Genomic DNA, 11,131 nt, shown 5'->3' with positions numbered 1-11,131 from the left:
TGCCTGCATACCGGTTCTTGTTGTGCCCTGTCAGTGTTTACTGCACTTCCACCGCCAGGCTGTCACTGATCTTTTTCTGCCAGATGGCAGGACCGGTGATGTGTACCGACTCGCCCTTGCTGTCGACTGCAACAGTCACCGGCATGTCCTTGACGTCGAACTCGTAGAGAAGAACTCAGGGTAATGACAATGGCTCGTAAATGGGTTTGATCGGTCGCAATCAGCTCTCATGCTATGGTGCCCGCCTTCTTCCTTCCTGTGCTTACAGCATGCTCCCGATCTCCAGATACCTGCGCCTGGCGCTCTACACCTTAATGATCATCGCCGGAGCAGCCGTCGCCGCGAGCCTGGCCATGCGCCACGCCGAGCGCCAGTCAATGGTCGAAGACGCGGCCCGCGCCAATCAGCAATTGGGGCTATATGCCACGTCCCTGCATACCCTGATCGAACGTTACCGCGCCCTACCCGCCGTGCTGGCGCTGGACCCGCAATTGCGCTCGGCGCTGGCCGGCCCGGTAAGCCCACAACAGCAGGACTCGCTGAACCACAAGCTGGAGAAAATCAACGGCGCGGCCCAGTCGTCCACCCTCGAACTGCTGGACCGTGACGGCCTGGCTATCGCGGCCAGCAATTGGCGCCTGCCCAGCAGCTATGTCGGCCACAACTACGGCTTCCGCCCCTACTTCAACCAGACCCGCAGCCAGGGCACCGGACGCTTCTATGCGGTGGGCGTGACCAGCGGCATTCCCGGCTACTTTCTGTCCAGTGCGGTGCTGGGCGACAACAATGAGTTTCTCGGCGCCATGGTGGTCAAGCTGGAGTTTCCAGAACTGGAGCGCGAATGGCGCCAGGGCACCGACACCCTGCTGGTGAGCGACGCCCGCGGCATCGTGTTCATCGCCAACCGGCCGGGCTGGCGCTATCGCCTCCTTGACACGCTGTCGCCGACCGACTTCGCCGAGCTCGAGGCCACCCGTCAGTACGACAAACAAACGCTGGTGCCCCTGACCCACGAACGGCTGCGACGCTTTGACGACAACAGTTATCTGGCGCGGGTCGAGGGGCCCGACGGGGCAGCCCAGTACCTCTGGGAGTCCCTGCCCCTGAGTACCGAAGGCTGGACGCTGCACCTGTTGCGGCGGCCACAGGTGGCCTTCGAAGATTTGCGCAATGCCGCACTGGCCGCCGCCGGCCTGTGGCTGACGCTGGTGTTTGTGCTGCTGTTTCTCAGCCAGCGCTGGCGTATCGCCAAGTTGCGCCAGCGCAGCCGCGAGGAACTGGAACGCCTGGTGGAGGCGCGCACCCGGGATTTGCGCACAGCCCAGGACGGCCTGGTGCAGTCCGCCAAACTCGCCGCCCTGGGGCAGATGTCAGCGGCCCTGGCCCACGAGATCAACCAACCGCTCACCGCCCAGCGCATGCAACTGGCAACCTTGCGCCTGCTGCTGGACCACGGCCGCGTCGATGATGCCTACAAGGCGCTCAAACCGCTGGATGACATGCTCACCCGGATGGCCGCCCTCACCGGCCACCTGAAGACCTTCGCCCGCAAGAGCCCCAGCGGCTTACGCGAGCCGCTGGACCTGGCGGCCGTGGTCGACCAGGCCCTGCACCTGCTGGAAGCTCGCCTGCGCGATGAGCAGATCGACTGCACCGTAGAACTGACCCGCCCGGCCCGGGTTCGCGGGGACGCCATACGCCTGGAGCAGGTGCTGATCAATCTGCTGCGCAATGCCCTGGATGCCATGCGCGACAAGCCACTCAAGCGCCTGCACATCCGCCTTGAAGCCGATCAACAGCTGTGGCGCCTGAGCGTCACCGACAGCGGGGGCGGGATGCTCGAGCAAGACCTGTCCAACGTCTTCGACCCGTTTTTCACCACCAAGCCGGTGGGTGATGGCCTGGGACTCGGGCTGGCCGTATCCTTTGCCATCATTCATGAACTCGGCGGCCGCCTGACGGCCGAGAATCACGGCAACGGCGCGCACTTCACCGTGACCCTGCCCGTCGACCTGGAGGCACAGATCTGATGTTGAACTCGGTAATCGTGGTCGATGACGAACGCAGCATTCGCGACGCCGTCGAGCAATGGCTGAGCCTCTCGGGATTCCAGGTCAAGCTGTTCAGCCGCGCCGAGGAATGCCTGGCGCACTTACCGGTGAATTTCCCCGGCGTGATCCTCAGCGACGTGCGCATGCCCGGCATCAGCGGCCTGGAACTGCTGGCCACCTTGCAACAACGGGATGCCGAGCTGCCGGTGATCCTGTTGACCGGCCACGGCGATGTGCCGATGGCGGTCGATGCCATGCGCGATGGTGCCTACGACTTCCTGGAAAAACCCTTCAGCCCCGAGACCTTGCTCAACAGCCTGCGCCGGGCGCTGGACAAGCGTCGGCTGGTCCTGGAAAACCGCGCCCTGCACGAACAGGCCGACCACCGCAGCAAACTGGAGGCCAGCCTGCTGGGCGTTTCCCCGGGCCTGCAGACCCTGCGCCGACAAATCCTGGACCTGGCGGCCCTGCCGGTCAACGTATTGATTCGCGGCGAAACCGGCAGCGGCAAGGAGCTGGTCGCCCGCTGCCTGCATGATTTCGGCCCGCGCGCCGCCAAACCCTTCGTGGCTTTGAACTGCGCAGCGATCCCCGAGCAACTGTTCGAGGCCGAACTGTTCGGGCACGAAAGCGGCGCCTTCACCGGCGCCCAGGGTAAGCGTATCGGCAAGCTGGAGTACGCCGACGGCGGCACCTTGTTTCTCGATGAAATCGAAAGCATGCCGCTGGCCCAGCAGGTCAAATTATTGCGCGTGCTGCAGGAACAGAAGCTCGAACGCCTGGGGGCCAACCAGAGCATCGATGTCGACTTGCGAATCGTCGCCGCGACCAAACCCGACCTGCTGGATGAAGCCCGCGCCGGGCGTTTTCGCGAAGACCTGGCCTATCGGCTGAACGTTGCCCAGTTGCGTTTGCCGGCGCTGCGTGAACGGCGCGAAGACATTCCCTTGCTCTACGCCCACTTCAGCCGCGCTGCGGCGCAACGCCTGGGCCGCAGCGTCGCGCCCCTGAGTGGCCCGCAGTTGAGTCGCCTGCTCAGCCATGACTGGCCGGGTAACGTGCGCGAACTGGCCAACGTTGCCGAGCGCCAGGTCCTGGGCCTGGATGATCCCGAACCGGACGCCATCGAGCCCGGCCAGTCCCTGGCCGCCCAGCAGGAAGCCTTTGAAGCGCAGTGCCTGCGCGCCGCCCTGACCCGGCACAAGGGCGATATCAAGGCGGTGCTCGAAGAGCTGCAACTGCCACGGCGCACCTTCAATGAAAAACTCCAGCGCCACGGTCTGACCCGCGAGATGTTCCTGGGCTGAAGAGTCGGCGGATTTACGCTCAGCCAATCTGGCAAATGAGCGGATTTCCGCTCACCCCAAGCGCCAAACCCCTCTGGAACGGCCCTGCACAACCTGGCACAGGTCCTGCTATAGCTCCTGCAGGCTGCGCTTTCGCGCGCTCCACAAAAACAATTAATTGAAGGATCCGTCATGGATAACTCACAAACCCTGCCCCTCGGGTCGGCGACTTCGCCTGCCAAAGAAAGAACCACGGCCAGTCGCATCAAATCGATTTTCAGCGGTTCTGTCGGCAACATGGTCGAGTGGTATGACTGGTACGTCTACGCCGCCTTCTCGCTGTACTTCGCCAAAACGTTCTTCCCCAAAGGCGACACCACCGCCCAACTGCTCAACACCGCCGCGATCTTCGCCGTAGGCTTCCTGATGCGTCCGATCGGTGGCTGGCTGATGGGCCTGTATGCCGACAAAGTCGGGCGCAAAAAGGCCCTGATGGCCTCTGTGTACCTGATGTGCTTCGGCTCGCTACTGATCGCCCTGAGCCCAAGCTACGAAGTCATCGGCATCGGTGCGCCGATCCTGCTGGTGTTCGCGCGCTTGCTGCAAGGCCTGTCGGTGGGTGGCGAATACGGCACCTCCGCCACTTACCTGAGCGAGATGGCCACCAAGGAACGTCGCGGCTTCTACTCCAGCTTCCAGTATGTGACGCTGATTTCCGGCCAACTCATCGCCCTGGCGGTGTTGATCGTGCTGCAGCAACTGCTGACCACCGAAGAGCTGTACGCCTGGGGCTGGCGCATCCCGTTCGCCATCGGTGCGCTGTGCGCCGTGGTCGCGCTGTACCTGCGTCGCGGCATGGAAGAAACCGAGTCGTTCACCAAAAAAGAGAAGTCCAAGGAAAGCGCGATGCGCACCTTGATGCGCCACCCCAAGGAACTGCTGACCGTGGTCGGCCTGACCATGGGCGGCACCCTGGCGTTCTACACTTACACCACCTACATGCAGAAGTACCTGGTGAACACGGTCGGCATGAGCATCAGCGACTCCACCACCATTTCGGCGGCCACGCTGTTCCTGTTCATGTGCCTGCAACCGATCATCGGCGGCCTGTCGGATAAAATCGGCCGGCGTCCGATCCTGATCGCCTTCGGTGTATTGGGCACCCTGTTCACCGTGCCGATCCTGACGACCCTGCACACCATCCAGACCTGGTGGGGCGCGTTCTTCCTGATCATGGCGGCGCTGATCATCGTCAGCGGCTACACCTCGATCAACGCGGTGGTCAAGGCTGAGCTGTTCCCGACCGAAATCCGCGCCCTGGGCGTGGGCCTGCCGTATGCGCTGACCGTCTCGATCTTCGGCGGCACCGCTGAATACATCGCCCTGTGGTTCAAGAGCATCGGCATGGAAACCGGGTACTACTGGTACGTCACCGCGTGCATCGCCGTGTCGCTGCTGGTGTACGTGACCATGAAAGACACCCGCAAACACTCGCGGATCGAAACTGACTGATCCACCCTCCGTAGGAACTGCCGCAGGCTGCGGCATTTCCTACAGACATATCCTCCTCCCCCTTCCTCCCGATTAATGATCTGTTAATTCCCCTACGACACTCTGCTGTCATCTGAATCCTGAACGACGCCTCGTCCGTCCATGGCATTCGGCCCCCCCCCCCTCGGGGGGAAGCCGCACTGCAATCTGTCAGTGACGGCACATATATCAAATAAATCGATTATTAACGGCCAATTTTTGAGCTTTTACATCAGCTTTGTGCGGACAGTATGAACTCCATACCGCACGCCCAAAACGCCAACGAACCTGGAGCACAGACCATGAAAACCCAACTGATCCTCGCCCTGACCCTCTCTGTACTGGCTGCCAACACCTTCGCCGCCGATGGTTACGACCGCACCGGCGCTGCTACCCTCGCAGAGGATGGTTACGACCGCACTCCACAAGGCCAGAGCGTTGCCGAAGGTGGCCGCGAACGCCTGGAAGAAAAAGGTCTGGTTGAAGTCGGCTACGACCGCAGCGGCTCGGCGACCGTTGCCGAAGATGGCTACGATCGCACAGGCTCGGCCGCCCTCAGCTAAGCCATGAATGCCCCCCACAAAGCCCGGCCCAGGTCGGGCTTTGTGGTTTTTGCTCGCCCCGGCACACTGGCAATACAGGCGATTGCCCTGCACCATTGCCCCTCATTTTCACGGAATCCGCCCATGCAAGACGACATCCACTTCTACGAACCTGCCCAGGGCCACGGTCTGCCCCACGACCCCTTCAATGCCATCGTCGGCCCACGGCCTATCGGCTGGATTTCCTCGCAAGACGGCCAGGGCCGCCTGAATCTGGCGCCCTACAGCTTTTTTAATGCGTTCAACTACATCCCGCCGATCATCGGGTTCGCCAGCGTCGGACGCAAAGACAGCCTGAACAACATCGAACAGACCGGCGAGTTCGCCTGGAACCTGGCCACCCGCCCGTTGGCCGAGCAGATGAACCAGAGCTGCGCCACGGTCCCGGCCGACGTCAACGAATTTGAACTGGCTGGACTCACCCCCATCGCCTCGAAAATCATCCAGGTGCCGCGCGTCGCGCAAAGCCCGGTGTCCTTCGAATGCAAGGTGACCCAGATCATTCAGTTGCAGCGTGCAGACCAGCAATGGGTGCCAAGCTGGCTGATCCTCGGCGAAGTGGTCGCCGTGCATATCGCCAAGTGGCTGCTCAAGGATGGGGTGTACGACACCGCCGCGGCAGAACCGATTCTACGCGGCGGCGGTCCGGCGGATTACTTCCAGGTGGGGCCCGAGGCCCTGTTCAAGATGCACCGCCCAGGGGCGTCCAAAGCTTGAGCAGTGGCTTTACCAGATGAGTTCGCCGTCCTCGCTGACGTCGGCCAGTCGGGCCAGTTGCTGCTCGGCCGCCAGGTCGGCCTCCAGGGCGGTCTTGAACGTCTGGTCGATCAGCACCTTGTTGAAACGCGGGGCGCCCGAACCGCCGAGTGCCTTGACGGCGATGGCGGCGGTGTAACCTTCGTCACCGCGCACGGCGGCGGAAACGGCTTCGAACTGTGCAAACTCTTTACGTGCCATGTTGCGGATCCTGGCCAATGGAAAGTCGGCCATTCTAAACCTTCAGCCGACCAACTGCTGCATGACCACGGCATCGACGGACGGATACCCGGCGCGTGCCTGGTCGGCACTCACATCGCTGAAGGTGTGAAAGTCCAGGCTGTGGACCACCCGTTCCTGGACCAACTCGCCGAAAACGGCCATGGCCGGGCTGCTGAAATAGGCGGTCATGGCCGGCTGGTCGACCCAGGAACCGGATACCAGCCACAGCTCGGGGTCACACAACGAGTGCTGCAGGGCAAAGTGCAGGTTGCCACTGGCCTGGCGCGTAGGCTCGATCAGGCGGCTCAAGCGCGCGCCCAACTCCATCGAGCGGCCCGCCTGGGCCCGGACCAACGTCATATGGCTGACGGGGATTTGCATGGACATGTTCATCGCTCCCTGGATGTAGACAATCGGCAGCCTGAGAGACGCTGCGACAGGAGCAAAGAGTAAGCGTCAGGCTCAAGACCCGTTAGTCGATTCCTGCCGGCTTGTTGCACAATCCTGCACCGACTGCCGGCACACCTCTGTGTCCAGCACCTCTACCCGATGAAGATGACAAGGGTGTTTCAAGCAACGATCACGGCCCTGCGTCCCGGTTCTGCGGGTGGTACTCACCAGCGCGGCAGGATCAGGCAAGTTTTGCGCAGGATCGGCCTAGCCCCCTGACTTGCACAAACTTAAGCTATGCCCATCCCACCAGCCCTGCCGAGGATGTTCGCCATGTCACCTGTGGATTCCCCCCACGCACCGCTGGACGCCAGCCTGGAGCACCAGCGCGAGGAACTGGCCACCATCCTCCGGCGTAACACCCAGGAAGACGGCAGCTACGCCACCGCCATCAACGCCCTGGTGTTGTCACGCCATAGCCAGTCCCACGACTTTGCCCCGGTGCTCGCGCAGCCGGCGCTGTGCATCATGGCCCAGGGTCGCAAAGAGGTCAGGCTGGCCGACGAGCTGTTCAATTACGACCCACTCAACTACCTGGTGGTCTCGGTCTCGATGCCCCTCAGCGGACGGGTGGTGGATGTCTCGCCCGACATGCCGATCCTGGCCTTGCGCCTGGACATCGACCCGGCAGAAATCACCGCGTTGATTGCCGATGCCGGCCCCCTTGGCGTGCCCGCGCGCCCCGCAGGACGCGGCCTGTATGTCGAACAGCTGGATCAACCGATGCTCGACGCGGTGCTGCGCCTGGCGCGTTTGCTGGAGACCCCCAAAGACATCGCCATGCTCGCGCCACTGATCCGCCGGGAGATTCTCTACCGCCTGCTGCGCAGCCCCCAGGGCCACCGGCTATATGAAATTGCCATCGCCAACAGCCAGAGCCATCGCATCAGCCAGGCGATCAAATGGCTCAACGGCCACTTCGAGCAGCCGCTGCGCATCGATGACCTAGCTCGCGAGGTGAACCTGAGCGTGTCGACCCTGCATCACCGGTTCAAGGCAATGACGGCCATGAGTCCGTTGCAGTACCAGAAGCAACTGCGCCTGCAAGAAGCCCGGCGCCTGATGCTGGCCGAAGGCATCGACGCCTCGGCGGCGGGATACCGCGTGGGCTATGAAAGCCCCTCGCAGTTCAGCCGCGAATACAGCCGGCTGTTTGGCGCCCCCCCGCTGCGGGACCTGGCGCGGTTGCGACTGTCTGTCTGATCAGACCTGCTCGCGATGGGGCCAGTCAGTCAGGCGCCCAATACGCGGCACGCCTCGGCCGGGATGGTCACCGACACCGGGTTGCCGATGCTCAGCCCAATACCCTGGCACGGCGTACTCAAGGCGGTCAGCGAGACCCCGGAGCACTCCACCGTGGTCTCAATGGTCGCGCCGATGTCCCGCACGAACGTCACCTTGCCCAGCAGGCGATTACCCGCCGTTGCCTGGGGATGGGACAGTTGCAGGTCTTCGGGGCGCACCAGCATCTTGAGCTTCTCGCCGACCACGATACTGCTGCAGATCGGCACTGCCAGGGCGTCGCCGCCCGGCAAGCTGACCCTGCCATTGCCCAGCGCGGTAGCCGGGAAGATGTTGCCGGAGCCGATGAAGTCCGCCACGAATGCGTTGGCCGGATGCCGGTAGATCTCGATCGGCGTGCCGATCTGCTGGATCCGGTGTTCGCCCAGGACGACCACGATATCGGCCATGGTCATGGCTTCACGCTGGTCATGGGTGACCATGATGGTGGTGATGTTCAGGCGCTGCTGCAGTTGGCGAATTTCCACCTGCATCGACTCCCGCAGCTTGGCGTCCAGGGCGGACAGCGGCTCATCGAGCAGGAGGATTTTCGGGTGCGCGGCAATCGCCCGGGCAATTGCCACCCGCTGGCGCTGACCACCGGAGAGCTTGGCCACCGGACGATCGATCATCGGTTGCAGCTGGATCAGCTCCAGCAACTCCACCACCCGCACCTGCTGCTCAACCTTGCTCACGCCGCGCAGCTTCAGGGGGTAGGCGATGTTCTCGCCCACCGTCATGTGTGGGAACAGCGCCAGCGACTGGAACACCATGCCGAAGTTACGCAGGTGCGCCGGGGTGTGGCCAATGTCCTCGCCGTCCAGGCGAATCTCGCCGCCACTGAGGGTTTCCAGGCCGGCGATCATCCGCAGTAGAGTGGTTTTGCCACAGCCCGAGGGGCCGAGAAAACACACCAGCTTGCCCTCGGGCAAATGCAGGTTGACGTCCCTTACCGCGCAAGCCGAGCCGTAGTATTTCTCGACGTTTTCCAGAATCAGACCAGTCATGTGAATCTCCTCAAGCAATCAGAAGGAAACGCCGCCTTCGCCCACCAGCTTCTCCAGCACCCAGATCAGGACGAAGTCGATCAGCACAATCAGCACGGCAAACGAAAAGACGGTGGGGTCCAGCGATGACACTGTGCGGCTGTACATCCAGATCGGCACGGTCATGACATCGATGGTGTAGAGGAAGTAGGTCACCGTGAACTCGTTGAACGAGACGATGAACGCCAGCAGCATCCCGGCCAGGATCCCCGACTTCATCAAGGGCACCACCACATCGACGATCGCCCGGGTCGGCGAGGCGCCGAGCATCTGCGCCGCCTCTTCGACTTCACTGCCGATCGACAGCATCGCCGCCGTGCAGTTCTTCACCACAAAGGGCAAGGCCAGGATCACGTGGGCAATCACCAGCCGCGACGTGGTCATCTGGAACGGCAGGCTGTCGAACACCAGCAGCAAGGCCAGGCCCAGGACTACCATCGGAAACACCAGCGGCAACGACATCAGTTGCAGGGCCACGGCCTTACCACGGAACTCGCAACGTGTCAGGGCATAGGCCGCCGGCACTGCGATCAGCGTGGCGAACACCATGGTCAGGCACGCCACCATCAGGCTGGTGCTCATGGCCTTGCCCAGGCTCAGCACATCGCTGGCATCCGGCGAGACAAAGGTCTGCCAGGCGGCCTTGTACCATTGCAGGCTGTAGCTGCTGGGCGGGAAGTCGAGGTTCGACGCACCACTGAACGACATGACGATCATGGTCAGGATCGGCAACACCGCCAGCAGCAGGACGCAGCCGGACAACACCCCCGCCAGCTTGCCGGTGTCGCCCGGCAACAGTGCCTGACGTGGCTTGAGCAAACGACTCATAACGAAGCCTCCAGCATGCGCCGGCGACGGCCGGTGACGTATTCAGACAGGGTCATGATCGCCAGCGTGGTGACAATCAGCACCACGCCGGCGGCGGACGCGGCGGGCCAGTTCATCAGCGGGGCGATCTGGTCATGCACCATCACCGCCAGCATCGGTACGCGCCGGCCACCGAGCAGCAAGGGCACCACGAAGCTGCTGGCGTTGTAGGCAAACACCAGGGTCGCACCGGTGATGATGCCGGGCAGGCTCATGGGCAGCACCACCTGGCGAAACACCTGCAGGCGGCTGGCGCCGAGGGTCGCGGCGGCTTCTTCATAGGTCCGGGCGACCCCGCGCTTGGCGCTGGCAATCGGCAGCACGGCCAACGGGAACGCGGTTTGCACCAGCCCCATCAACACGCCGTTCTGGTTGTACAGCAGCATGATCGGCCGCTTGATCAGGCCCAGGCCCATCAAGGCCTGATTGAGCATCCCGCCCGGGCCGAGGATCACCAGCCAGCCATAGCTTTGCAGCAGCAGGTTGACCAGCAACGGCAACAGCACCGCCGCCAGGAACACCCGCCGCATCAGGGGCGAAGTCAGGCGCGACATGGTGTACGCCACCGGGATCGCCAGCACCACGGCGATCACTGCGCTGATCAGCGCCAGGCGCAGGATCAGCAGCAAGGACTTGAGGTAATAGGGTTCCAGCAACTGGGCGTAACTGGCCAGGCTGAAGCCGCTCCATTCCGCACCCTTGGTGCCCACGCTCATGCGCAGCACCAACAGGCTGGCGGCAATCAGCACACCGAGGAACAGCATCGAGGGCGAAAGAAAAAACCAGGCACGCGCCGTCGGCGAAACACCCCGGTTGCGGCGCACGACAGCAGCGCCGACCGGGTGGGTCAGGGGTTGGTGTTCCATAGCAAAGGGTCTCGTCAATAGAGGATCAATGGCGCACGGACACGGGGTGCCACCCCCGATCCCCTGTAGGAGCAAGCTTGCTCCAGGCGGCGTTCCGACGAAGGACCTGAAGGCGCTGCGTAGTTTCAGGCAGCCCTCGTCATCGTTAACGTCCATCGCGAGCAAGCTCGCTCC

The 11,131-nt window shown here is 62.9% G+C and carries 11 protein-coding genes and 1 pseudogene; 6 read left to right on the top strand and 6 right to left on the bottom strand.

From position 1 onward, the window contains the following. Positions 1-37 precede the first annotated feature (37 nt). Positions 38-169, bottom strand: a pseudogene (locus tag AACY45_RS11640) (fumarate hydratase C-terminal domain-containing protein); the annotation flags it as partial. A gap of 100 nt (positions 170-269) precedes the next feature. On the opposite strand from AACY45_RS11640, the gene AACY45_RS11635 reads away from it, so the two are divergent. The 5 genes from AACY45_RS11635 (at position 270) to AACY45_RS11615 (ending at position 6,186) form a co-directional block, all read left to right on the top strand. After that, entirely contained in the window at positions 270-2,030 is a 1,761-nt protein-coding gene (locus AACY45_RS11635) for an ATP-binding protein (protein WP_339545593.1), read from the top strand. Next, positions 2,030-3,358, top strand: coding sequence for a sigma-54-dependent transcriptional regulator (locus AACY45_RS11630; RefSeq protein WP_339545592.1), 1,329 nt, complete (start codon positions 2,030-2,032; stop codon positions 3,356-3,358). Before AACY45_RS11635 ends, AACY45_RS11630 begins: the two co-directional genes overlap by 1 nt. 171 nt (positions 3,359-3,529) lie before the next feature. Further along, positions 3,530-4,849, top strand: a complete 1,320-nt coding sequence (locus AACY45_RS11625; protein WP_339545591.1) for an MFS transporter — start codon at positions 3,530-3,532, stop codon at positions 4,847-4,849. Between the two features lie 320 nt (positions 4,850-5,169). Next, positions 5,170-5,430 carry a hypothetical protein gene (locus AACY45_RS11620; RefSeq protein WP_339545590.1) on the top strand — a complete coding sequence of 87 codons (261 nt, stop codon included), beginning with the start codon at positions 5,170-5,172 and terminating at the stop codon, positions 5,428-5,430. Between the two features lie 123 nt (positions 5,431-5,553). After that, positions 5,554-6,186: a flavin reductase family protein gene (locus AACY45_RS11615; protein WP_339545589.1), complete on the top strand. Its 633-nt coding sequence runs from the start codon at positions 5,554-5,556 to the stop codon at positions 6,184-6,186. 9 nt (positions 6,187-6,195) lie between these two features. Here the strand turns inward: AACY45_RS11615 and AACY45_RS11610 are convergent, their stop codons facing one another. Then, positions 6,196-6,459, bottom strand: a complete 264-nt coding sequence (locus tag AACY45_RS11610; protein WP_339545588.1) for a hypothetical protein — start codon at positions 6,457-6,459, stop codon at positions 6,196-6,198. Between the two features lie 9 nt (positions 6,460-6,468). Next, entirely contained in the window at positions 6,469-6,834 is a 366-nt protein-coding gene (locus AACY45_RS11605) for a putative quinol monooxygenase (protein WP_339545587.1), read from the bottom strand. 336 nt (positions 6,835-7,170) lie between these two features. Between AACY45_RS11605 and AACY45_RS11600 the strand changes: the two genes are divergently transcribed. Next, positions 7,171-8,100, top strand: a complete 930-nt coding sequence (locus AACY45_RS11600; RefSeq protein ID WP_339545586.1) for an AraC family transcriptional regulator — start codon at positions 7,171-7,173, stop codon at positions 8,098-8,100. Between the two features lie 29 nt (positions 8,101-8,129). On the opposite strand, the gene AACY45_RS11595 is transcribed toward AACY45_RS11600, so the two are convergent. From AACY45_RS11595 to AACY45_RS11585, 3 genes are read right to left on the bottom strand one after another with little or no spacing between them, the layout of a single operon-like run. Continuing rightward, positions 8,130-9,185, bottom strand: a complete 1,056-nt coding sequence (locus AACY45_RS11595) for an ABC transporter ATP-binding protein (protein WP_339545585.1) — start codon at positions 9,183-9,185, stop codon at positions 8,130-8,132. A gap of 18 nt (positions 9,186-9,203) precedes the next feature. Beyond that, complete coding sequence (locus AACY45_RS11590; protein ID WP_339545584.1) at positions 9,204-10,052, bottom strand: ABC transporter permease; 849 nt, start codon at positions 10,050-10,052, stop codon at positions 9,204-9,206. Beyond that, positions 10,049-10,957, bottom strand: a complete 909-nt coding sequence (locus AACY45_RS11585; protein ID WP_339545583.1) for an ABC transporter permease — start codon at positions 10,955-10,957, stop codon at positions 10,049-10,051. Before AACY45_RS11585 ends, AACY45_RS11590 begins: the two co-directional genes overlap by 4 nt. Positions 10,958-11,131 lie beyond the last annotated feature (174 nt).

Origin of the sequence: Pseudomonas sp. RA_35y_Pfl2_P32 (assembly GCF_963970735.1) — a bacterium.
Lineage (GTDB): Bacteria > Pseudomonadota > Gammaproteobacteria > Pseudomonadales > Pseudomonadaceae > Aquipseudomonas.
The sequence above is the reverse complement of the archived record's forward strand: the minus strand, read 5'-3'. Positions and strand labels throughout refer to the sequence as shown.

Bases quoted from the DNA above. Each gene is read 5' to 3' on its own strand.
- AACY45_RS11635 (WP_339545593.1), top strand. From the start codon at position 270: ATGCTCCCGATCTCCAGATACCTGCGCCTGGCGCTCTACACCTTAATG.
- AACY45_RS11630 (WP_339545592.1), top strand. From the start codon at position 2,030: ATGTTGAACTCGGTAATCGTGGTCGATGACGAACGCAGCATTCGCGAC.
- AACY45_RS11625 (WP_339545591.1), top strand. From the start codon at position 3,530: ATGGATAACTCACAAACCCTGCCCCTCGGGTCGGCGACTTCGCCTGCC.
- AACY45_RS11620 (WP_339545590.1), top strand. From the start codon at position 5,170: ATGAAAACCCAACTGATCCTCGCCCTGACCCTCTCTGTACTGGCTGCC.
- AACY45_RS11615 (WP_339545589.1), top strand. From the start codon at position 5,554: ATGCAAGACGACATCCACTTCTACGAACCTGCCCAGGGCCACGGTCTG.
- AACY45_RS11610 (WP_339545588.1), bottom strand. From the start codon at position 6,459: ATGGCCGACTTTCCATTGGCCAGGATCCGCAACATGGCACGTAAAGAG.
- AACY45_RS11605 (WP_339545587.1), bottom strand. From the start codon at position 6,834: ATGTCCATGCAAATCCCCGTCAGCCATATGACGTTGGTCCGGGCCCAG.
- AACY45_RS11600 (WP_339545586.1), top strand. From the start codon at position 7,171: ATGTCACCTGTGGATTCCCCCCACGCACCGCTGGACGCCAGCCTGGAG.
- AACY45_RS11595 (WP_339545585.1), bottom strand. From the start codon at position 9,185: ATGACTGGTCTGATTCTGGAAAACGTCGAGAAATACTACGGCTCGGCT.
- AACY45_RS11590 (WP_339545584.1), bottom strand. From the start codon at position 10,052: ATGAGTCGTTTGCTCAAGCCACGTCAGGCACTGTTGCCGGGCGACACC.
- AACY45_RS11585 (WP_339545583.1), bottom strand. From the start codon at position 10,957: ATGGAACACCAACCCCTGACCCACCCGGTCGGCGCTGCTGTCGTGCGC.